Source organism: Streptococcus sp. 32226D021BW, assembly GCF_053545015.1.
Map to the genome: position 1 here is coordinate 94,873 of NZ_JBPPVC010000006.1, position 23,542 is coordinate 118,414.

The following is a 23,542-nucleotide window of genomic DNA, read 5'->3' on the forward strand; positions in this document are numbered from 1 at the left end:
TTATTCAACTAAATTGTTACTCTTGGCAACTTTTTCTTTAATATAACTGGCAATATTGTCTGCATCAGGATAAATGAATTTCTGATTTATACCAACATTGTCTAGCTGTTCTAATATTATAGCCTTACGTCTTCCTTCAATTCTTATTGTAATTGAAGGTAATAGTTTTTGATAAGAGTCATGTAAAAAATATTGTTGAACAACAAACAATCCTTGTTGATTAACCATACGATCGAATTTTACTGATGGTTTGTGAAGAAAGTAGGGAAGAATATGGTTATCTACTTGTGAAAGATTTTCTAAAAAAGATTGACATAACTCACTATTCGACAATTTTTGAGAAGAAATATCTATTTTTTTCAATTCCTGAATCATTAACTCCTTTACAGAAGTGAAAGAACAATTTATTGTAGAATTAACTTTTTTCTTCTCTATTTTCTTTACACCTTCTATCAAGTCTTGTTTGTCAAAACAATTTGTTCCAAAACCCAATAAATCAAATGATTGTCTCGAAATATCATCCTTAATCAGCGAGTGTTGAGTAGGAATTGTTGAAAATAAGACTTTGTCAAAACAGTATACAAAACCATCATCTTCATTTTGACAAGCAAAATACAAGGCAACTAAAGGATTTTCGCTAATATCTAATAATTCTGTAGGCAAACCATGGTGTTGGCAATAAGCAATAAAATTTTCTACCTCATATTTTGTCAGACTGTATCCAATTTCACTGAAAAATTGCTGCCTCATTTTCAGCAAATCACAATAATTCCTAGGAAAGGTAGTATTTTCTTCTCCGTACTGTAAGCTATTTTCACTCATCCACCTAAAACCACTAGCAGTGTTTTTAGTTTGTTTAAAGTCCCTTTCTTCTCCACGAAAATAAAAAGAGTTATTTAGTTTGGATTGCTGATCCAAAAAATCAATAAATTCTTGTAAAGAGCTAACCGAAATTTCTCGATTCATCCCCTACACCACCTTCACTTTGGTATTTGGTGCTACTTCTTTGAAGATTTGGCCTAGGTTGATTTTGGCTGCGGAGTTGGCGAAGGATTCATCCTTGAAGACAGCACGGAGTGGTTCTTCTTTGGCGATTTGGCGGAGGGTACTTTCCGAAATCTCATCTGCAAAGCAGGCTATCAAGGTACCGTCTGCCACATTGTAAATGTCTGTGCCGTCAATTTGAGTTTTCGTGATTGGAAGAGATAATTCCATCCCCAAAGTCAGCATAATCTGGAAGAGGAGGTCAAGGTCTGTCCGACCGTCTTTGATATTGGAAACACTGTCAAATAGGCTTTCTTGGCTAAAGCTGTCTGGTGTTTGGCTGACATCCTTGAAGTTTGAACTGTCTAGCTTATAAGCCCTAAAGCCAAAGTCTTGCTTGCCGACGGTTTCAGGATGTTCTTCCTGAATCTTTTTGGCTGCCCGACGAATCCGCTCACGAGAAATCTGGTCAATTGTTTCATAGCCTGCTTCCTTGGCAGCTGACTTGTCTGCCACCTGCTCGTCCAAGGTACAGAGAATGTACTTGCGGTTACCACCGTCTTCTGCATTCAGCTGCATAACCGCATCAGCCGTGGTGGCGGAACCAGCGAAGAAGTCGAGGATATACATATCTTTAGGATGCTCAGTTCCACAATAATATAGACTTACAATATACTCAATAAGAGACTTTGGCTTGGGGTAGGAAAAATAATCTCCACTCAACAGATTATTCGTGTAAGACGTTGCTACTTCAGAGGTTCCTACTTTCTTTCCAAATCGACTTACAGTTTGAGACTTGTTTGTATTATTGGTTAAAATAATTTGTCTTGGCGACTCAAGTGCTTTTTTACCTTCAGCATAAATTGCTCGAATTGCAAATTTATCTGTCTTCACCCAAAATGTTGTTCCTTTACTTATCTCTTTCTGAATTGTATCATTAGACCAACGAGAACGAAATTGTAACCGAAAATTATTTAGGTTCTTGGAATTCTTTACAGTCACAGGGGTTAACAAAGAATATTTTTCATCTGTGGATTGAAAATATTCTCCATCAGGTATATTAAACTGTACACTTCCTTCTGGAAACTCCAATACATTTAGGTTATTAGAGGCATTATACAAAGGAGCATCCTCAAACTCCTCTTTCTCAAATTCAACAAGGACCTCTCTCAGTCTCCCTTCATCTATTGAATTTTTCATATACGCTAGTAAATAGTCTGCATTATTATAGGAATTTATCTTTTGTCTTCCGAAATGCTGAGTCTTTTCCCATACAAAATTCCCAACAAAATTCCCCTCCCCAAATATCTCATCACAGATAGCTTTGAGGTTGGCTTGTTCGTTATCGTCAATGGAGATAAAAATAACGCCACTGTCTTTGAGGAGGTTGCGGGCGAGGACTAGGCGGGGGTACATCATATTGAGCCAGTCAGAGTGATAGCGGGCGGAGGATTTTTCATTCTTGGTCAAGCCCACCCGTTGCAAACCGTCCTCATCTCGCAGATCCATTTCATCTGCCAGTTCTTCCTCGCTCATCTGGAATTTATCTGAATATACAAAGTCCTTGCCTGTATTGTATGGCGGATCGATGTAAATCATATCAATCTTGCCCAGATAAGACTCCTGCAAGACCTTGAGGACTTCAAGGTTGTCCCCTTTTATAAAGACATTTTCAGACTTATCAAAGTCAACACTTTCCTCAAGATCTGGGCGGAGAGTCTGGGTGGTCGGTTTACCTGCCTCGGCAATCGCTCCGCGTTTGCCGACCCAGGTAAACTCATAGGACTCCCGCCCCTCTACAATCTCTCTTGAAAGGAATTGGCGTAGCTTATCAAAGTCAATGGCTGGACGCAACCTGCCATTTTCATCGCTACTTTCTGTCAGAACCTCAGGAAAAAGCTGACCAATTTTTGCAATGTTGTCTGATAAAATATCTTTTGACGTTAGGTCTAGCTTTTCAACTTGAGTGTATTCTCCAAGCTTTTGCTGTGCTGTGCTGTGCTGTGCTGTGCTGTGCTGTGCTGTGCTGTGCTGTGCTGTGCTCATGGTAATCTCCTTTTCTTAGGCTGTCAAGCCTTTTTTGATGATGTAGATAAAAAATTGTCAAACGATTTTAGTTTGTGATATAATAGTTTCGAAAAAAGGATTGAGCGCCAACTCAATCCCAGTAGAACCGCTTTAAAGACGGTGGCTCATTTTTAACTATTCAGAAATAGCCGTTACTAGCCAAAGTATTGACGGCTATTTCTTTTGGTCATCATCTTTGAAGATTTTATAGCACAACCCTATCAAGGCGATGGTAAAACCACCAAAACTCAATAAAGTTTGTACCACTTCAAACGCTGTCAAAAGATTGTTACCCCCTTTCCGTCAGATTTTGATGAGTTGCTCATAGGCATCACCGTCCTCTCACTTAGAAAGTAACCACCGTCTTTCTCCTACATCCATTCATGGATACAGGAGCACTTTTCTACTGTTCTATTATACCATGTTTTTTTACAGAATTCACCTGGATTTTAATGCTTACTAAAATTTCATGTAGCATTTGTCAAACGATTTTAGTTTGTGGTATAATGGTTTTGAAAAAGGGATTGAGCGTCAACTCAATCCCAGTAGAACCGCTTAAGACGGTGGTTCGTGTTATGCTAATTTAGAAATAGCCGTCACTCCCCAAAGTTTTGACGGCTATTTCTTTTGGTCATCATCTTTGAAGATTTTATAGCACAACCCTATCAAGGCGATGGTGAAACCACCAAAACTAAATAAAGTTTGTACCACTTCAATTGCTGATAACCCCGCGTCCGACGTTCAATTTTTGAAACGATATTTTTCAAAAATTGAACTAGTGCGAACCTTAGACAAATCGCTTAGGATTTGTCGTTACTTGATGAGCAAGTTTACTTGCCATCAAGTTTAGGTTAGCCTCTCACTTAGAAAGTAACCACCGTCTTTCTCCTACAGCCATTCATGGATACAGGAGTACTTTTCTACTGTTCTATTATACCATATCGTCCACAGAATTTACTGTGGATTTTTTGAACCTATATTCACTTGTGAAGTGCTTTCATATAAGTAATAGTTTTTAGCTAATCCAGGCAGTTTTTTGAAGAAATACTGGCTGTATTTTGAAAAAAACGAACGATGAGTAGCTTAAAAACTAGCCTTAGATGAAGGTGCTGAACTGTGAATGCTGGTTCTCAACTGTTGGATTTCTTCTTCTAGGGCCTTGTAGGCCTTTCGAAGTTCCATTTGTTTGCGCATGGCTTTTTCGGCAAACATCTTTTTTTTGAGCTGGGCTGCTTGCTTTTCCATTGCTACTAAGCGTTCCGTCTGCTCAATCTGGTCTTTGATAGAAGCTCCGCCCCCGACCAGTTCTTCTTCCCCCGCTTGTTTGACCAAGTTTTCATAAAACTGGTCCAAGTCCCTTTCTTGGTAGGTCAATGCCAGAGGTTTGTCTGTTTGAAAGTGACGAACAATCTTAAAATTCCGTCCCTCTCTCGATTGCGCCAGCTTTTCCTTATAATGAATCAAATACTGGCTAGTCCCATCTGGAAATACCAGATGAAAGAGGGTGTAAAATCCCAGATAAGTGTCCAGCTCTGCTAGTAAGTGCGTGTCTAGTTGCTGACTCAAGAGGTCAATCCGAAGGACGATGATTTGCTGAATGGTCTTGCCCGCTGGAATGGGGAGGGTCTTGGCATCTAGTTGGTGGGTAGCGGTAATCTGGCCGATTTGTTGCCTGAGGAGCTGCTTATCAGCTGTAGACAGGCCAAAATTATCTAGAAAGTCCTTGTTGCCTTTTTGATAAGGCTTGTAGAGGACTTTGGGTCTTGGAATTAGAGTAGATGGTAAAAATGGCATCTTAGTCTTCTCCTTTCAAAACGGCAAAGAAGGCCATTAGTTCAAAATCATCACTTCCGTCCACCCCGCTATCCATAAAGTCAATGGTATCTGACGTGAAGAGGGACTCATTGAAGGTCTCCTCATCACTCTCCACGAGATTTTCAAGACTTCTTTGCAAGAGGTCGGAGTAATGCTCCATTTTGGCACCATCATCAGTGGCACGATTGTAGGTTGCCACCAAATCTTTCTCAGGCTGATTTTTGCCCTTGGTAATCATGCGTAGGTGCTCCAGCAATGCCTTGGTATCCGCAATGGAGTAGACCGTCTCTCCCTGGTCACTGATATAGACCAGATAGTAAGGATGAAGACGATTTTTTTTACTGAGATGGGTCTGGTTGGCAATATTCTTCAAGAGGAAGATGGCTCCAGCTGGTTGACCTTGCCCTGCTTGAACCACTGCTTGAAGACCTTTAGGCATAGCTTCTAACTCTGGGTGTTTGGCTAAATAGCTGAGCAGGTCCATACGGTAGTCTTCCAAACCTAGATCCATAATGGAAATCCCCTCATTCATATCTTCCAAATCAACGACCTCTGTCTGGAGGCGTTCAAGCTGTTTCTTCCGATAATTGTTCTCCTCGATTTCCTCATTGGTCAAGACATTGTCATCAGCCGTTGAAGTCAGCACAGAGATTTTCATTCTGGATTCCACACGCGCCTTGAGATCGATATAAGCATCCAAAGCAATGTTGGGCCAAAAATTGACCAGCTGGATGTATTTGTTCTGACTACCGATACGATCTACCCGACCAAAGCGCTGGACAATACGGACAGGGTTCCAGTGAATGTCATAGTTAATCATGGTATCTGCGTCTTGCAGGTTTTGACCTTCTGAGATAACATCTGTCGCAATCAAGACATCAATTTCCCGATGATCATCAGGATACAGCAAGTCCTTCTGCTTGGATCTCGGTGAAAAATAGGTCAGAAGGGTGTTCAAGTCCTTATTTTTGAGTGGCAAAGTAGTCGAAAAACCTTTTGTCCCTGAAATCTGGGCTGTATGAAGCCCATACTTATCCAAGAGATAGTGGCTAATATTTTTATAAAGATAGTCTGTAGTCGTCGCAAAGGCTGAGAAGATAATCACTTTCTTGTTATCTGGATTGATTGGCTGTGCCAATTTGTCATCAATCAAGTTAAACAAGGTCTGTAATTTCTGATCTTCCTGTGGGGTGATTAAATTGACCAGGTCTTCTAATTCTCTCAAAACTATTTGGTCAGCCTGTAAATCCCTCTTCCAAGATAGGTAGTCCATATCTGCCAGCTTGATAGGGAATTTCTTTCCAACAAAGAAATCCGTGTTGCTATCTTCGACATCAAAATCATCTTCAGCCAACTCTTGCAACTGAACATTCCCTTCACCACCTGCAACTTCAAACTCTTCTATGCTCAGAATTGTTTTGTCTACATAAGCCTTGACCACGTCAATCAAGGTATAGCGAAAGGCCTCAATAGAACTTTCCAAGCGTTTCAAGAGGTTGATCATCATCAGTTTCTTAATTCCCGTTTCCCGTCCAAGCTGGGTCAAACCTTGCCCTTCCGCTTTTTCATAGCGGGAACGTTTTGAGGGATGAATGAAAAGACTTGGCTGATAAATGGTCAGTTGTAGCTGATCCAATAGAGAATAAATCCGTTCGTAAGTAATGTCTGTTCGATTGACCGTCAAGTCTGGATAGAAGTTTTTAGGGGCCAGTCGTTCTGGAAAATCACCAATCGCATTTCTATCATAAAATTGTCGGATATGCTTACGGCTTCGTGCAATGGTCACGCTATCAAGAACTTTGAAGAAATCAAAATCAAGTCTATCTAGTAAAGCTGCTGTCGTCCGTGATTCTGCTGGTAGCTCTGCCCATTGATTATAAGCAGCCTGTGCCAGACGGAAGATATCATTGATGGAGGATTTGGTATCTAATTTGGCATCAAATTGTGCCGTATCACCTTCATAGGCTAGGGCAATTTGATTTTTCAAATCATTAAAGCGGTTATTGACAGGTGTAGCAGACAGCATAAGAACCTTTGTCGGTACACCGCTTTTGATGATCCGATTCATCAAGCGGGAATAGCGATTTTCACGACCTTCTTCAATCTCGGCATCAGATGATCCACCGTTTCTAAAATTATGTGATTCATCAATGACCACCAAATCATAGGTATCCCAACGATTAAGTGCTAAATCAATTCCATTTGATATTCCCTTGTCACGGCTGAGGTCTGTATGGTAGAGCACATCATACTGGAGATAGCGGTCGTAAATGGGATTGTTGACATAGTCGTGACGGTACATGTTCCAGTTATGCTCCAACTTTTTGGGACAAAGAACCAAGATCCGTTTGCCTCGATAGGCATAGTAGGTCATGACAGCAAGAGCTGTAAAGGTTTTTCCTAGACCGACCGAATCCGCCAAGATACAGCCGTTGTATCGTTCCAATTTTGAAATCAGCGACTTGACCGCATCCTTTTGAAAATCATACAAGAGATTCCAAATCTTGGTTTCCTTATACTGAACATGTTCATTTGGCAGTTGGTCTTGATTGACATCTTCTAAAAATTCACTAAAGATATTATAAAGCATGACATAGTAGAGGAATTCTGGCGAATGTTCCTTATGGGCCAAGGTCAGATTTTCTAAAACTTCCTCGGTCACATCACGGAAATATTCATCATTTTCCCAGTAATCTTCAAAGTTTCGCAGATAGGTCAAACTTTGTGGCTCTGTGTAGAGATTGCGACTGGACTTAAACAAAGAATTTTCATAACCCAGTTCCTTACGGTCAAAATTTTTCAGCTTGTCTACTGCGATGATTTGACCGTTGTCAATCCGAATGCCGTTGTCAATTTCTTCATGGACATTGATAGACTTAAACTGAGCCTTTCGACGTACCCAGTCGGCACATTCTCTGGCAAGCGATTTTTGGGTCAGTTCATTCATCAATTTGAGCTCGTACTCAGCTCCAAATATAGATGATTCTCGCTGTTTCTTGGGTATAGTATATTCGCGGTATTCTTTGGCGACTTCGTTGGTCGTGAAGGTTGGACTTGTAAAAATAAATTGCAGCTCTTCAATTTGCTCGAGCTCTTCTTTTAAAGACTGATAAGCAAACATGGAAAAGGTTGCTGCAGCCATCTTAACTTTACTGCCTTTTCCTAAATGTTCTTTTAACTGATCCCCTAAGAGAACCAGTCGGTTATCAATTTCCATAAAATCTCCTTCAAATATTGATTCCAGATGTAGTATACCATCTTTAGACAAGGATTTCTATCTCTTCATCCTCCTCACCATCTCCTCCATATCATAATCAAAAAGCAGGTCATGGCAGTCCGTAAAAAGCTGACGACGCTTGTCATCATCCACCACCGCGATATCCACTCCCCTATCGTCATAGCAATGGTACAGAACCTTTTCCTTGCTAGATAGAAAGATAAGAGATGCAGAAAGGTAGTTAAAGCCACCATGATCGGCTCGGATAATCTCCCACAAGAGAGCTTTCAAATCTTGGTCAGTGACTGTGAAAAGATAGCGTTCAAAGACCAGCACCTCTCCCGTCCAGTCCACCACTTCAATCAAGTCAGGCTCAGGACACTTGTCAAAGTTAAATTTCGATGTAAAATGCCAAAGGTAAGTGTCGATGTCCCTATCTTCCTGGCGAAGCAGCGAAAGAACCACATAGTCGTATGCTGAACTAGCCCGCCCCAAAAGCTCTACCGCACGCGCATAAGCCCTATCCAGATACACTTTTCTAGGTAGCTGCTCAGCCTCATCCGCAGGACCAATCTCAAATCGGAGCGCCACAGGGGTCGCATAAAAAAACGGACCTACCAATTGGTGTTCGCCAAATTGAAAATCTGATAGCCAATCCTGTAAATGCATGATGTATCTCCTTCTATACTTTTGTATCATTATATCACGCTTATCAAAATTCTGTCTAGTTTTCCATAGGAAAATATGATAGACTATTACTAAACACAAACTAGGAGAAAAATATGAAAACAGCATTCATTTCTGAAAAAGCCAAATCACGCTTTAATCTCAATTTTATCCTATCGCCTATCGTGGGCATTATCTTGATGATTCTAGCGGAAATTATCGGCTATATAGTCATAATGACCTTATTTTTCAACTACATCTACGACCCATTTGTATCACTAAGTTTGGAATTATTTTCCTTTGCCTTTATCAGCCTCGCTGTTATCCTCTGGGCTAGATTTCTTGAAAAGAGCTCCTGGTCTGGACTGGGCATGATAAAAAAAGGAGCCCTAAAAGACTTCCTACTGGGTTGGGGACTTGGAGCCGCTATGTTGACTGCCTGTGTCTTGCTTATGTGGGCCTTTGGTGTCGTGCAGTTTACTAGCTTCCATGTTTCGCCCGCCTTTCTGGGAGAATTTCTCATTCTGGTCTTGGCCTGGTCCGTTCAGGGAACGACCGAAGAATTACTCACTCGTGGTTGGATGTTTTCATCCCTAGCTGCCAAGCACAATATCCCTGTCGGTATCCTTATTTCTTCCCTCTTCTTCACCTTTCTCCACTTGGGAAATAATGCTATCTCCCTCATTCCTATCCTAGACCTGACCCTCTTTGCCATTCTGGCCTGTCTGGTCATGTTGAAAACAGGCAATCTCTGGGTGATTGGTGGTATCCATGCCGCATGGAATTGTTTCCAAGGAAATGTCTTCGCCTTTCCAGTGAGCGGTAACCAGGCTGTTCAAGCCTTTATTGCAGTAGAAACCTCTGGCCCAGACTGGTTGTCAGGCGGTGCTTTCGGTGTGGAAGGATCCGTTATCAGCCTCATCGTCCAAGGTCTTGTCATCGCCTGGTTGATTTACGACCTCTACTTTAAAAATAAAAATACAGCTCAATAATGAAGAAAGACTGTTGGCTAGTGATTAGCTGACAGTCTTTCTTTTAAATCCTGATAAAAAATAGCTCTGCTGATTTGATAGTAAGGTCTGACATAGAATGATAGAAGATTGAGGGTCAAGCATTCACTGATAAACCAGACAAAAAATGCCAAGTCCAAACAGAAAGCTTTCCAATAAGCTCCCTTCATCAATAGCTGACTTTCTTGAAAAACAGCTCTAGGCTGATGGTAGCGGTCCTCTGTTAGTTGGTCATATAAAACAAATACGGTCTGGGAGAAGCGATAATGGATAAAGAAATAGATTAGACTTCCAAGGACCAGAAGAATGAAGCCTGTCTGTAAGAATTGGCTTGGATGATAAAGTGCCAGCTCTGCCATTGCCCCAGGTGATAAAATCATCAAACTATGTAAAACCAAGCCGGCGATGAGATGGCCAATACCTAGGACCAGCGGTAGCCCCGCTAGAAAATCAATCAAGTAATGGAAAATCAGAGTGATTAAGACTGGTTTTGTCCACTCCTTTCTGGGAAGGAACAGACTGCCCTTTAAACTGAGCTTGTCCACTTGCCCTTTGAGAAAGTCTATTAGCTGAAGGCTTGCTAGACCAAAGAGAATGTGTATGATAGCATTTAATATCGAGCTAGTGACCAGGGCCAGAGAGAGATGGGCTACCAAACGTTCTACAACCAGACTGCTATCCTGCCTAAGCAGAAGAAAGCCTCGCAGGGCTGCAAGTAAGCCCCCGAGAAGATGACAAATAGACAATACAACTACAGGCGAAAAGGCGGCCGTCATCCCCTGGGTTGCCTCACGGATCAGGGTGGCTTCTGCCATCTTCTCCTTCATCCACATCATCATCCCTCCTTTCAACTCTCTACTTGTTAACTCAACTATTCACTCTACTAAAGTAAAAGCTAAACTACCGACGATGATATAAACCGATTACTGTCTGAGAAAAGACTTTTAAAGACAAGAGGATTTTTTGCCTTCAAGTCCTCATAAAACAAGACCCTACAGGTCCAATAATATGGATAAACATGGAAAGCTAGCAATCCCAAAGTCATGAAAATACCGATAAACCAGCCCAGGAAAGACAGGTCTAGCAAAAACAAACGCCATCTATTTCCTTTCATCAATTGCCAACTCTGTCTGAATAAGACCAAAGGTGAGGAATAGGTCCCAATTTCCACATGGTCATAGAGTAGAAATTCGACCAGGCTAAAACCATAGCCAAGAAAACCGGTCACTAAGCCACCTATGATGAGCAAGACCAGTCCTAACTGCATACCACTAGAATGAAATAAGGCACCGATGTCTGGTAGTAGTCCAAAATAGATAGCTCCTAAAGCTCCCTCATCTAACAGCGCCCAAGTAATCAAGCTGGTTCCAATCAAAATCGGCAGACTGCACACAAAGAGCAAGGCTCTTCGAATGACAACCGTTAAAACCAGCGGGAAGATATTCTTCTCATCCAGTCGGTTAAAACAATCCATGAAAGTCAGACGGCAACCTTCTTTTCGAACAACTCGTATGAGCTGAAAACAAGCGGTGATAATCAGGCATTCTATAGCCAGATTAAAAAATATGCTTGGTGGAGATAGGTGGATTTGAAAGCTACGAACACTGCCAAATTCCTCAATCGTTTTGTTAAAAATAGGGATACCAGCCCAGCCATAAGCAACCTTCAAGTAAGATGTAACCAGAGTAGAGAGGAAAGAAATCAAAATGGGGGGCATAAACAAGAAAATCATCCCATCTGTTGTACTTCTAATATCTCTTGCTTTCGCACGAATATCACTATTTAGCATAGATTACCCCTTTCGTTTAGCCTTCGGGTCTAAGACCAGCAAGGAAAAATCTCCTTGAGTTGATACCTACTATTGATAAACTAGCCTTTAATTATATATATTATACTATTTTGTACAAGAAATTTCTATGAATTCTATAAAAAAATTGCAAAAAATCCTAGTCTGAAAACTAGGATTTGATAAAATCAGATTACCAGCCTTTCTCTACTCGATGACATCAGTTCTGTTCTTCTATTCTGTATTCTAATCCATACTGGTCACGCGACAAGTAGCCGTAGTCCACCAAGTAGCGTCTTAAAATAGCATAATCATCATAGATTTCAGCTAGAAAGGCATTAACCTCTTTTTCAGTGAATGTTGAGCCTTTCTTAGCTAATTCCTCCTGCAAGTAGGTAAATAAAACTTGCTTACTCTTCAACTTTTTCGGAATGACAATCAACTTTCCATCTCGGAAAAATTTTTCGTGAATATCTTGAGCCTTCATATCTCCCTCCCAAAAATCCTAGCCCGCAGACTAGGATATCACAAGATTTACAAATTAACGAATTTCAGCACCAAGCTCCACCAAAGCCTTACTGATTTTCTCCATATACTTCGCCACTTCCTCATCCGTCAGGCTGTCCGCAGGATTTTGGAAGGTCAGGTTATAAGCCATAGATTTCTTACCAGACTCAATATTGCTGCCCGCATAGACATCAAAGAGGGTCACCTTAGTCAAGCGTTTCACGCCCGCAGACGCAATGGCATCCAAGACATCCTGATGTTTGACATCACTGTTCAAGAGCAGGGCAATATCACGGCTAACCGCTGGGAATTTGGAGATTTCGGTAAATGGCTGAGCAGGCTGGAGGGCTTCTTCAATCGCATCCAGATTGATTTCAGCCACATAGGTTTCAGGAATACCGTAGTCCTTAGCCGTTTGAGGATGTACCTGACCGACAAAGCCGATAACCGCCCCATTCAAATGGATTTCAGCTGTACGACCTGGATGCAGAGCAGCAATCTCACTAGTCGCCACAAAGTCAACAGCCAACTTGTAATGAGCAAAGATAGCTTCCAAAATTCCTTTGGCATGGAAGAAATCAACTGGCACCGCTGGTGTCTGGAAGTCTTTCTCAGCTACCAAGCCAGTCAAGACAAGGGCAAACTTGTTGATTTCTTGTGGTAGGTCCTCTTTTGGATTGCCAGACTGTTCAAAGATTTTACCGATTTCGTAAAGACCCAAATTCTTATTCTTACGAGCCACGTTGTAGGCTACTGTTTCCAGCATACCAGACACCATGTTCTGACGAAGGGCAGAGCGGTCAACGGTCATTGGCCACATGAGTTCGGTCACAGTGGTTGGACGAGCCGCAAATTCCACAGCCTTGTCAGGCGTTGTCAAGGCATAGGAAATGATTTCTGTCAGGCCTGCACCTTCTGCCAGGCTACGAACTTGGCGACGGATGCTCTGGGTCAGGGTCAACTCGCCTGCTGTTCCGTCCTCTTTCGGAAGAGTGGTTGGAAGATTATTGTAGCCATAAATACGAGCGATTTCCTCTACCAAGTCTGCTGGAATGCGAATGTCCCAACGGCGACGCGGTACTGCGACTGTAAATTGACTTACATCGCCAGTTGTTTCCATACCTAAACGACGGAAAATGTCTGCGATTTGGGCATAGTCAAGATTAGTACCGAGCGAGCGATTAACGTAATCAATGGTCGCTGTGACTGGGACATCCGATGTGTCCACGCTGCCCGCAGAAACGATACCAGACAAGACCTGACCGCCAGCCAGTTCCGCAATCATAGCAGCGGCTGTGTCCATAGCCTCCGTCAAGGTCGCTACGTTGATGCCTTTTTCAAAGCGAGAAGAGGACTCAGAGCGAAGGTTGAGACGACCTGAGGTCTTGCGGATAGACTTGCCGTCAAAGAGGGCAGCTTCCAGCACGACGGTCTTAGAGTTGTTGTCAATCTCTGTGTTGGCACCACCCATGACACCACCAAGGGCAACTGCCTTGTCCCCAACGGAAATGACGATGTCGTCGGCAATCAGGTCACGTTCTTCGCCGTCAAGCGTCACCAGGCTCTCACCCTCTTTTGCCTGACGAGCCACGATTTTCTTGCCTTCAAATTTATCGAAATCAAAGGCGTGCATAGGTTGACCGAAGTAGAGCAAGATGTAGTTGGTGATGTCAACCACGTTGTTAAGCGGGCGGATACCTGCGTTCATGAGCAGATTTTGCAACCACTGTGGACTTGGTGCGATGGTCACATTTTCAATGACACGAGCCGTGTAGGCAGTCACCCTGTCTGACTCAATGGCCACTTCAATCACATCGCTGGCCTTCTTGTCACTTTCCTCCAAGACCACCGGCTTGAAGTTGACCTTGCTGTCATAGATAGCTGCCACTTCGTGAGCCACACCACGCATAGAGAGGGCGTCGGCACGGTTTGGTGTAATGGACAACTCAATAATCTCGTCGTCGAGGTCAAGGTATGAAAAGACTGGCTCACCCAAGACTGCATCTTCTGGCAGGTGGTAGATACCGTCCGCATAGACTTTTGGTACAACTGAGTCGGACACGCCGATTTCGCTCAATGAGCAGAGCATTCCCAAAGACTCAACCCCGCGGATTTTGCCTTTCTTAATCTTGTAGTTGCCGGCGATACGAGCTCCTGGCAGAGCGACGATCACCTTGATACCAGGCTTGACATTTGGAGCACCGCAAACGATTTGCGTGATTTCTTCACCCACATTGACCTGGCAGATATTGAGGTGAGTATCTGGAATAGGCTCAGCAGATACAACCTGCCCGACAACCAACTTAGAAAGGCCAGCACTCTTTTGCTCAACACCTTCTACTTCAATTCCTGTTGTTGACATTTTTTCAGACAAGTCATGGCTTGTCGCATCAAAGTCAACGAGTTCTTTTAACCATTTGTAACTTACTAACATATTATCCTTTCTGGTGCAAAGGCCGTTTCAGTAGCCAATCCACATCAATCTTATCACCGACCGCAAATTCATGCTGGCCAAATTTTTCAAATCCGTATTTGGAATAGAATTTCTGAGCCTAGTAATTATGTTCCCAAACTCCCAGCCAGACCCAGTCACAACTAGACTGCTCTGCTTTTTCCAAAGCAAATTCAAACAAGACCTTCCCAAGACCGCGACCTTGAAAAGCCTGCAAGAGATAGATACGCTGGATTTCAAAGGCATTTTCCAACTCCTGCTCCGTCTGGGCAGAACCTTGGTTGAGCTTAAGATAACCAGCCACCTGATCATCAATCCTTAGAAAATAATGCTGGCAATTGGGGTCCGACAACTCACTAGTCAAGACCTCCAAGGAATACGACTCCTCAAAGAATGCCTCCAGTTCCTTCGGGTCATTATCGTGAGCGAAGGTCTCTGCAAAAGTCTGCTTAGCCAGCTCCTGCAAAACAGAAACCTCTTCCAAACGTATAGGATCAATCTGCATCTCATTGCCTCTCATTTCTAACTGGGTTAGGAAAGTCGCTCAATAACGATTCCCACACCTTAAATAGTGCGAGATTACGACGTTCTAAGGTTGAAAACGACATTTTTTCCAACCTTGAACTTAGTGAGGGGAGTAGGTAGACCGCCATAGCAGCTACCGTTTTTCACCTTAAACAACCTGACAAACTTACTAAATCACGACGGCTTTCAAGCGAAACGATATTTTTCGCTTGAAAGCCTAGTAAGGTAGCTAGGAAAGTCGCTTAATGGCGATTTCCGTCTTCTTAAGAGCTGGCTTTGTCAGCCTTAAGTAGTGCTACGTTAAAACTGCTCCGAGAAGCGTACATCACCTTGGTAGAAACCACGAATGTCGTTGATACCGTAGCGAAGCATGGCAATACGTTCTTGACCAAGACCGAAGGCAAATCCAGAGTACTTGGTTGAGTCAATGCCACTCATTTCCAATACTTGCGGGTGGACCATGCCGGCACCGAGGATTTCAATCCAGCCTGTCTTCTTACATACGTTACAGCCGTCACCACCGCACTTGAAGCAGGAAACATCCACCTCAACAGAAGGCTCTGTGAACGGGAAGTAAGACGGACGCAGACGAATTTGACGCTCTTCACCGAACATCTTCTTGATGATCATTTCAAGCGTACCTTTGAGGTCACCCATGGATACATTTTCACCGACAACCAAGCCTTCAATCTGGTGGAACTGGTGGCTGTGGGTCGCATCATCCGTATCACGACGGAAAACACGTCCAGGCGAAATCATCTTCAAAGCACCTTTTGAAAAATCATGCTGGTCCATTGTACGTGCCTGAACAGGTGATGTGTGGGTCCGCATAAGAATTTCTTCAGTGATGTAGAAAGTATCCTGCATATCACGCGCTGGATGGTCTTTTGGCAAATTCATACGCTCAAAGTTGTAGTAGTCTTTCTCCACTTCAAATCCGTCAACGATTTGGAAACCCATGCCCAAGAAAATATCTTCGATTTCCTCAGAAGTTTGGGTCAAGACATGACGTTTTCCGACCTTGACCTGACGACCCGGCAAGGTCACATCAATGGTTTCAGATGCTAATTGTTGTTGAATTTTCGCTGCTGCAACCTTTTGAGCTGTCTCTTCAAAGGCAGCTGTCAGCACATCACGTACTTCATTGACCTGCTTACCAACGATTGGTTTCATGTCGCTAGATAGGTCTTTCAAACCTTTCAACAAGTCAGTCAAGGACCCTTTTTTACCCAAAACCGCAACACGCAGGTCTTGTAGTTCTTTTTCTCCTTGGTGCTGGATTTCTTTTAACTTTTCTAGTGTCGTTTGGCTTAATTCAGCCAACTGTTGTTCAATATTTGACATAATTCCTCCAATAAAAAAACGCATGACACCACTCGTATCGGAGCGTTGTCACGCGGTACCATCCGTTTTCATCTGCTAAGCAGACCTTAGTTCTAAGTCCTTGCGTGAGTGAATTCGACCAACTTTCACTGATTGAGCTTGCAGTCACGGCTCAACTCCCTGGACAGTTTCCATAGGTGTACTAGTCTCACAGACTTCTATTCAATTACTTCTAGTTTAACAAAATATAGGCAGTTTAGCAACTGATTTCTTTATTCATTCACCGTGATTTCACCACTATGGTAGTTTATACTCAAGCCACTCTGCACATTGGGGACAAATACATTGAACTCTAAGCTACCGTCGGATGATTTTGCTTCTAGATGGCTTCCTACTGGAATCAAGTCATTGTTTTCTGCATAGATTAGGGTAACACGGTAGCGGACACGCTTGTTCTTGTCCAAGGCTTTTCGTACCAAGGTTTCAAAGTAATTCTGACCTGTTGAGGTAGGATCATTGGCTTGGTTAGACCAGGCTGTTTGAACCGCTATGTTTTTTGGATTGCTTGTTGAGGCATCGAATCCAGCTAGACCACCAATCAAAGCATAGCCAAGCAGATGCCCACGATCAACTGCATGATCATATTCCCCTGACAAATCATGAATTTGGTGCCAGCCAGCAGGAGTCCATGATGTACGCCCATTACCAGTTGCTTCACGATCCTTATACTGACGTGTTGACTTAGCCAATAGGGCATTGGCTACGGTTGGAACCGTTTCTCCTTGCACAGTCTTTGTCTTGTTATCCCCATAAGGTGCACTAGCCACTGAAGCATCTAAATCAGTCTTATTGCCGTTGATTAGAAAAGCTCCAGCTCCATTCCATTCAATGGAATTCCCAAGTTGTTTCCTTACTTTCTCCGTCAATACCGAACTAGCCAGCTCCTGGCTAGGTGTAAACTCGCTTGCTTGCGACTGATTGACATAATAAGAATAGTTTGCAGCATTGTCGCTGCTCGTATTATTTAAAAAGTAGCCACCACCAACTACAACAATAGTAGCTAACAAACTTAGTAGGCTCATAGCCTGTTTCTTTACATTTTTCTTCGCCATAAAATCCCCCATCAAAAAAGTAGGTTACCCTACTTTCCTGTAAATTTATTGATTAAATCCTGCCATTTTGCAGGGGATAGGACTGCAAATAAATTATCCCCATCACCAATGACACCATAGCCTACCATAAGTCCTAAAGCAAAAACCAGTAGGGCTAAAAGTGCTACGATAGCAACCAAAAGCAGATTTTTTCCAACATAGTTTAGATTTTCCTTAAACATTTTCAATTTCTCCACTTACACGTCTGATATCAGCGCCAAGTCCTGCCAATTTCTCATGGAACCGATAATAACCTCGGTCCAAGTGGGACAATTTCCCAACAATCGTTTCACCTTCAGCGACCAAACCAGCCAAAATCAAGGCTGCACTTGCCCGCAAATCCGTTGACATCACCTGGGCACCCTGCAAGGTCTGACCACCTGTAATAATAGCTGTATCACGCAAAATTTCTGAATGCAAGTCCATCCGACGCATCTCTTCTAGATGTTGGAAACGATTTTCAAATACTGTTTCAATCATGGTTGATTCCCCCTTAGCAACTGCCATAAGGGCTGTAAATTGAGCCTGCATATCTGTTGGGAAACCTGGGTGAGGCAAGGTTTTTACGGTTACGGGTTTAAGTTTATCCACTTGCGAACGAACTCGGATGCCCCCTTCTTCTTCCGTCACTTCAACACCCATTTCTAGCATCTTAGAAATGAGTGGACGGTTGTGTTCCCAGACAGCATCCTTAACTAAGACATCTCCACCAGTCATAGCAGCAGCCACCATAAAGGTCCCTGCTTCAATACGGTCTTGAACAACTTGGTGTTCAGCTCCATGCAGCTGGTCAACACCTGTGATGGTAATGGTTTCTGTACCAGCACCCTTGACCTTGGCACCCATTTTATTGAGGAAAATTGCCAAGTCAACGATTTCTGGTTCCCGCGCAGCATTTTCCAAAACAGTCGTACCTTGAGCAAGCGTTGCAGCCATCATTAAGTTTTGCGTAGCCCCAACACTTGGGAAATCAAGATAGATATGAGCCCCCTGCAATTTCTCTGCACTCGCCTCAATATAACCCGCACGTTGCTTTATCTTGGCACCAAGTGCCTGCAAGCCCTTCAAATGCAAATCAATTGGACGACTACCAATGGTACACCCACCCGGCATGGATACCTTAGCATAACCATTGCGAGCCAAAATTGGCCCCAAAATGACAATAGAAGCACGCATCTGGCTTACATACTTATAAGGTGTTTCGCTACCAAGTTTACCTGTCGCATCAATAGCTATAGTCTTTGTTTCCTCGTCAAATTTCACACGAACTCCTAAACCACGAACGACGTTGTTCATGGTATAAACATCCGACAAAATAGGCACTTGAGTTAATTTGGTCTGTCCTTGACTAGCTAGTACCGTCGCTGCCAATAATGGTAGAACAGCATTCTTTGCACCTTCGATTTCTACCTGACCCTTCAAGCCAGTTTTACTACCTTTAACAATAATTGTATCCATTTACTATCCTTTTCTTACTTAAATCACATACTTGCAAATGAGCGCCCCACCACCAACAATTCTAAAAAGAAGGTGGAAACTAAGTAGCCCAGCGCAATGGCTAGAAAGAGAATGAGCAGGTTGATTTTCTGCCGGTTTTCTCCTGTAACCTTTAACCAACGTGACCAGTCAACTGTTGTCACCAAAAGATGATGGGCCAGATAGATAAACAGGATGTGACTAAAAAATTGTAAAATTGAAATAATCATATTTTCATTATACCATGAAAACAAAAAATGAGATTGAACTAAGTCCAATCCCATCTCTTTTAGTGTGTTAATGTTTACCAACTCGAATACGGTTAATGGCCCTTTGAAGTGCAACTGTAGCACGTTTTTCCAAATCAGCATTGTGGGCCTTATGAGCTTCTTCAAGCTCTCTTTCGGCACGCAACTTAGCCCGTTCTGCACGACTGATATCAATATCACGCTCACGCTCTGCTGAGTCCGAAATTACCGTAATCATATTCTTATTGATTTCAATAATCCCACCATTGACGGCAATCCAGTCCACGTGGTTTTCATCATCTACACGGCGGACTTTCATTTCATCGATTTCCAAAACGGCAATCAGTTCCTCATGCCCGGGATAGATTCCCATCTCACCTTCGACAGTCTTTACCAAAACAAAGGCAGCATGGTGGTCATATTTCATTCCATCTGGTGTCACAATTTGAACAGTCATTTGTTCCATAAGCCACCTCTTAGAATCTCATTTTTGCAGCTTTTGCGACTACATCCTCGATTGAACCGACATTTCGGAAGGCATCTTCTGGTAGATGGTCATGTTTACCGTCTAAGATTTCCTTAAAGCCTTTAACAGTTTCTGCAACTGGCACATATGAACCTGGCATACCTGTAAATTGCTCAGCAACGTTAAAGTTTTGAGATAGGAAGAATTGAATACGACGAGCACGACCAACCAAGGTCTTCTCTTCGTCAGACAATTCATCCATACCGAGAATGGCGATAATATCTTGCAATTCTTGGTAACGCTGAAGGACACGTTTAACTTCCATGGCAACTGCATAGTGCTCTTCCCCTACGATTTGTGGAGAAAGGGCACGAGATGATGATGCCAAAGGATCTACTGCTGGATAAATACCAAGCTGGGTCAATTTACGCTCCAAGTTAGTTGTTGAGTCCAAATGAGCGAAAGCTGTCGCTGGGGCAGGGTCTGTATAGTCATCGGCAGGCACGTAGATAGCCTGGATAGATGTAACAGAACCTTTTTTAGTTGAGGTAATTCGTTCTTGTAATTGACCCATTTCCGTTGCCAGTGTTGGCTGATAACCAACGGCTGACGGCATACGACCCAAGAGGGCAGATACTTCTGAACCAGCCTGCGTGAAACGGAAGATATTGTCGATGAAAAGAAGCACATCCTGACCTTCCACATCACGGAAGTATTCCGCAATGGTCAAACCAGTCAGTGCAACCCGCATACGGGCACCTGGTGGCTCATTCATCTGACCAAATACCATGGCCGTTTTTTCAATAACACCTGACTCTTTCATTTCCCAATACAAGTCGTTCCCCTCACGAGTACGCTCACCAACACCGGTAAATACAGAAATACCACCGTGTTCTTGGGCAATGTTATGAATCAATTCTTGGATAAGAACGGTCTTACCAACACCGGCACCACCGAAGAGACCAACCTTACCACCTTTTAGATAGGGTGCTAGGAGGTCAATTACCTTGATACCTGTTTCCAAAATTTCGCTTGATGTAGATAACTCATCAAAAGCTGGTGCCTTTTTATGAATTGGCTCACGTTCAAAATCAGCAGGGAAAGGCTCATCAAGGTCAATGGTATCTCCCAAGACATTGAAGACACGACCCAGAGTTTCCTTACCGACTGGAACGGAGATTGGGCGACCTGTGTCAAGGACCTCCATGCCACGAGTCAATCCATCTGTTGATTCCATGGCAATGGTCCGAACAACGCCATCACCAAGTTCCAAAGCAACTTCAAGCACAACTTTTTGCTTGGAATCATCATTTTTGTATACAACGAGTGCGTTGTTAATCTCAGGAAGTTTATCTTCTGCTGCAAACGCGACGTCTACAACTGGTCCGACAACCTGAGTAATTTTGCCTGAACTCATTCTATTTCCTCTATTTCTATTACTCAAGGGCTGAGGCACCAGCTACAATCTCAGTAATTTCCTGAGTGATAGCTGCCTGACGAGCCCTATTGTATTGAATTGTCAAATCGTTAATGACATTCTTAGCATTATCCGTTGCTGTCTGCATGGCCGTCATACCAGCCGCATTTTCAGCAGTTTTGGCATCCAAAATCGCTCCGTAAATGGTTGATTCAGCATATTGGGTCAACAATTGCTCCAGAATGACTTCACGGTTTGGCTCCAATTCAAAAGTAGATGTATAACCATCCGCTTCATTGTGGTCCAAATCCTCCACTGGAAGCATCTGCTGGACACGCACCTGACTGGTCAAGCTATTGACATGGTGGTTATAACAAACATACAACTCATCAAAGAGTTCATTCTTATACATTTCAACAGACTTAGAAATGATTTTTTGAACCTCTTCAAAGCTTGGGTTGTCCGCCAGACCACGCAATTCAAAGACTGGATTGATACCACGGGCACGGAAGAAATCAGCTCCCATACTACCAATGGCAATAATTTCATACTCATCTTTTGAGTCATGGTCCTGTTCAATCATCCCCATCACAGCTTTCAAAATGCTGGAATTATAAGAACCCTTTAATCCACTGTCCGATGTAATGACAATATAACCTGATTTTTGAACTGGACGGCGAATCAGCATTGGATTGCTCGTATCTGATGCCATCAATTCTCCACGCAAGAGGTCCGTTGTAATCTGACGAACCTTGCTAGCGTAGATTTGAAAGGATTGCGCTAATTGCTCTGATTTGGCTAGTTTAGATGCCGAAACCATCTGCATGGCACCGGTGATTTGACTGGTTTTCTTAGTAGATGCAATTTTTGACTTGATTTCATTGAGAGAACCTGCCATTATTCACTCCTTTACTTAAAGACAGACTGGTCTTTGAAGGCTTGAATAGCAGCATTCAACTCATCTGTATCGGGAAGGTCTTTCGTCGTACGAATGACATCCAAAAGACTATCATAATGCAAATCAAAATATGCGTATAGCTCTTCTTCAAATGCCAAAATGTCATCAATTGGCACTGAGTCCAAGAAGCCATTTGTCAAAGCATACAAAATCAAAACCTGTTTTTCAACTGGAAGGGGCTTATGCAAGGGCTGTTTCAAAACTTCGACAGTACGACGACCACGGTTGAGTTTAGCCTGAGTAGCCGCATCCAAATCGGAACCAAACTGCGTGAAAGCCTCTAATTCACGGTAAGAAGCCAAGTCGATACGAAGGGTGCCCGCAACCTTTTTCATAGCCTTAATCTGTGCCGAACCACCTACACGAGATACGGAAGAACCCGCATCAATGGCTGGACGGATACCTGAGTTGAACAAATCATCTTTCAAGAAGATTTGTCCATCCGTGATTGAAATCACGTTAGTCGCTATATAGGCTGAAATATCACCCGCCTGGGTTTCGATAAATGGCAGAGCTGTAATCGATCCACCACCTAACTCATCAGAAACCTTGGCTGAACGCTCAAGCAAGCGGCTGTGCAAGTAGAATACATCACCTGGGTAAGCTTCACGACCTGGAGGACGGCGAAGCAAGAGGGACAATTCACGATAAGCAACCGCTTGTTTTGATAAATCATCGTAGACAATCAAGACGTGCTTGCCTTCATACATGAACTCTTCTGCCATGGCAACGCCGGCATAAGGAGCTAAGAATAGCAATGGAGAAGGTTGAGAAGCAGATGCTGTTACTACGATTGTGTAATCCAAGGCACCATATTGGCGAAGGGTTTCAACCTGCGTACGAACTGTTGATTCTTTCTGACCAATGGCAACGTAGATACAAATCATATCCTTGCCTTTTTGGTTGAGAATAGCATCAATGGCTACAGATGTCTTCCCTGTCTGACGGTCACCGATAATCAATTCACGCTGACCTCGACCAATTGGAACCAAGGCATCAATAGCCTTAAGACCAGTTTGCAGCGGCTCATTTACTGATTTCCGTTGCATAACACCTGGCGCTGGGTACTCGATTGGACGGGTTTTAGTCGTACGAATGTCACCAAGACCATCTACTGGTTGACCAAGTGGATTGATGACACGACCAATCAAGGCTGAGCCAACTGGCACTTCCATGATTTTACCAGTCCGACGAACAACAGAACCCTCACGGATATCTGTAAATTCACCAAGAATGATGATACCAACATCGTTGGTTTCTAAGTTTTGGGCCATACCAATGGTGCCATTTTCAAATACCAAAAGCTCTCCACTCATGGCATTGTCAAGACCTTGCGCACGGGCGATACCGTCACCAATGTAGGTTACGACACCAGTTTCTGTATAGTCAAAGTCAGGCTGAAAGCCTTCAATTTGTTGTTTTAGTAAAGCGCTAATTTCTTGTGCATTTATCAAAAGAACACCACTTTCTATTT

21 protein-coding genes and 1 pseudogene are annotated in these 23,542 nt (G+C 43.1%); 1 reads left to right on the forward strand and 21 read right to left on the reverse strand.

Features of this window, described 5'->3' with window-relative positions:
* From ACEE44_RS05425 to ACEE44_RS05455, 7 genes are all read right to left on the reverse strand, one after another.
* A complete protein-coding gene (locus ACEE44_RS05425; RefSeq protein ID WP_449171531.1) occupies positions 1–966 on the reverse strand; it encodes an FRG domain-containing protein in 966 nt (321 codons plus the stop codon).
* A gap of 3 nt (positions 967–969) precedes the next feature.
* On the reverse strand, positions 970–3,030 hold the full coding sequence (locus ACEE44_RS05430) for a site-specific DNA-methyltransferase (protein WP_449171532.1): 2,061 nt from the start codon (positions 3,028–3,030) through the stop codon (positions 970–972).
* Between the two features lie 195 nt (positions 3,031–3,225).
* Entirely contained in the window at positions 3,226–3,318 is a 93-nt protein-coding gene (locus ACEE44_RS05435) for a putative holin-like toxin (protein ID WP_079269952.1), read from the reverse strand.
* Between the two features lie 351 nt (positions 3,319–3,669).
* Complete coding sequence (locus tag ACEE44_RS05440) at positions 3,670–3,762, reverse strand: putative holin-like toxin (RefSeq protein ID WP_449171533.1); 93 nt, start codon at positions 3,760–3,762, stop codon at positions 3,670–3,672.
* A gap of 372 nt (positions 3,763–4,134) precedes the next feature.
* Positions 4,135–4,845: a DUF4391 domain-containing protein gene (locus ACEE44_RS05445; protein ID WP_449171534.1), complete on the reverse strand. Its 711-nt coding sequence runs from the start codon at positions 4,843–4,845 to the stop codon at positions 4,135–4,137.
* Between the two features lies 1 nt (position 4,846).
* The gene (locus tag ACEE44_RS05450; protein ID WP_449171535.1) at positions 4,847–8,083 is read right to left on the reverse strand and encodes a helicase-related protein; all 3,237 of its coding nucleotides are present in this window, start codon (positions 8,081–8,083) and stop codon (positions 4,847–4,849) included.
* A 57-nt stretch (positions 8,084–8,140) separates the two neighbouring features.
* Entirely contained in the window at positions 8,141–8,752 is a 612-nt protein-coding gene (locus ACEE44_RS05455; protein WP_449171536.1) for a DUF3885 domain-containing protein, read from the reverse strand.
* 113 nt (positions 8,753–8,865) lie between these two features.
* Here ACEE44_RS05455 and ACEE44_RS05460 point away from each other — a divergent pair, with 113 nt between their 5' ends.
* Positions 8,866–9,741 (forward strand): CPBP family intramembrane glutamic endopeptidase, encoded by an 876-nt coding sequence (locus ACEE44_RS05460; protein ID WP_449171537.1) that lies wholly within the window; start codon positions 8,866–8,868, stop codon positions 9,739–9,741.
* A 17-nt stretch (positions 9,742–9,758) separates the two neighbouring features.
* Here ACEE44_RS05460 and ACEE44_RS05465 read toward each other — a convergent pair whose 3' ends face one another.
* The 14 genes and pseudogenes from ACEE44_RS05465 to atpA form a co-directional block, all read right to left on the reverse strand.
* Positions 9,759–10,595 (reverse strand): DUF975 family protein, encoded by an 837-nt coding sequence (locus ACEE44_RS05465; RefSeq protein WP_449171538.1) that lies wholly within the window; start codon positions 10,593–10,595, stop codon positions 9,759–9,761.
* A gap of 59 nt (positions 10,596–10,654) precedes the next feature.
* Positions 10,655–11,548 carry a DUF975 family protein gene (locus ACEE44_RS05470; protein WP_449171539.1) on the reverse strand — a complete coding sequence of 298 codons (894 nt, stop codon included), beginning with the start codon at positions 11,546–11,548 and terminating at the stop codon, positions 10,655–10,657.
* 217 nt (positions 11,549–11,765) lie between these two features.
* Positions 11,766–12,032 carry a DUF2087 domain-containing protein gene (locus ACEE44_RS05475; RefSeq protein ID WP_172050484.1) on the reverse strand — a complete coding sequence of 89 codons (267 nt, stop codon included), beginning with the start codon at positions 12,030–12,032 and terminating at the stop codon, positions 11,766–11,768.
* A 54-nt stretch (positions 12,033–12,086) separates the two neighbouring features.
* On the reverse strand, positions 12,087–14,486 hold the full coding sequence (gene pheT, locus ACEE44_RS05480; RefSeq protein WP_449171540.1) for a phenylalanine--tRNA ligase subunit beta: 2,400 nt from the start codon (positions 14,484–14,486) through the stop codon (positions 12,087–12,089).
* 1 nt (position 14,487) lies between these two features.
* Positions 14,488–15,009, reverse strand: a pseudogene (locus tag ACEE44_RS05485) (GNAT family N-acetyltransferase).
* Between the two features lie 320 nt (positions 15,010–15,329).
* Positions 15,330–16,373, reverse strand: coding sequence for a phenylalanine--tRNA ligase subunit alpha (pheS, locus tag ACEE44_RS05490; RefSeq protein WP_024392320.1), 1,044 nt, complete (start codon positions 16,371–16,373; stop codon positions 15,330–15,332).
* A gap of 251 nt (positions 16,374–16,624) precedes the next feature.
* Positions 16,625–17,464: a DNA/RNA non-specific endonuclease gene (locus tag ACEE44_RS05495; protein ID WP_449171541.1), complete on the reverse strand. Its 840-nt coding sequence runs from the start codon at positions 17,462–17,464 to the stop codon at positions 16,625–16,627.
* A 29-nt stretch (positions 17,465–17,493) separates the two neighbouring features.
* Positions 17,494–17,685: a DNA-directed RNA polymerase subunit beta gene (locus tag ACEE44_RS05500; RefSeq protein WP_105113934.1), complete on the reverse strand. Its 192-nt coding sequence runs from the start codon at positions 17,683–17,685 to the stop codon at positions 17,494–17,496.
* On the reverse strand, positions 17,678–18,961 hold the full coding sequence (gene murA, locus ACEE44_RS05505; RefSeq protein WP_449171542.1) for a UDP-N-acetylglucosamine 1-carboxyvinyltransferase: 1,284 nt from the start codon (positions 18,959–18,961) through the stop codon (positions 17,678–17,680). Before murA ends, ACEE44_RS05500 begins: the two co-directional genes overlap by 8 nt.
* Positions 18,962–18,984: 23 nt before the next feature.
* Positions 18,985–19,209: a DUF1146 family protein gene (locus tag ACEE44_RS05510; protein WP_332411415.1), complete on the reverse strand. Its 225-nt coding sequence runs from the start codon at positions 19,207–19,209 to the stop codon at positions 18,985–18,987.
* Between the two features lie 67 nt (positions 19,210–19,276).
* Entirely contained in the window at positions 19,277–19,693 is a 417-nt protein-coding gene (locus tag ACEE44_RS05515; protein WP_105145390.1) for a F0F1 ATP synthase subunit epsilon, read from the reverse strand.
* A gap of 10 nt (positions 19,694–19,703) precedes the next feature.
* Positions 19,704–21,110 carry a F0F1 ATP synthase subunit beta gene (gene atpD / locus ACEE44_RS05520; protein WP_105124188.1) on the reverse strand — a complete coding sequence of 469 codons (1,407 nt, stop codon included), beginning with the start codon at positions 21,108–21,110 and terminating at the stop codon, positions 19,704–19,706.
* Between the two features lie 19 nt (positions 21,111–21,129).
* A complete protein-coding gene (locus ACEE44_RS05525; protein ID WP_024398204.1) occupies positions 21,130–22,008 on the reverse strand; it encodes a F0F1 ATP synthase subunit gamma in 879 nt (292 codons plus the stop codon).
* An 11-nt stretch (positions 22,009–22,019) separates the two neighbouring features.
* Positions 22,020–23,540, reverse strand: coding sequence for a F0F1 ATP synthase subunit alpha (gene atpA / locus ACEE44_RS05530; RefSeq protein ID WP_161942060.1), 1,521 nt, complete (start codon positions 23,538–23,540; stop codon positions 22,020–22,022).
* Positions 23,541–23,542 lie beyond the last annotated feature (2 nt).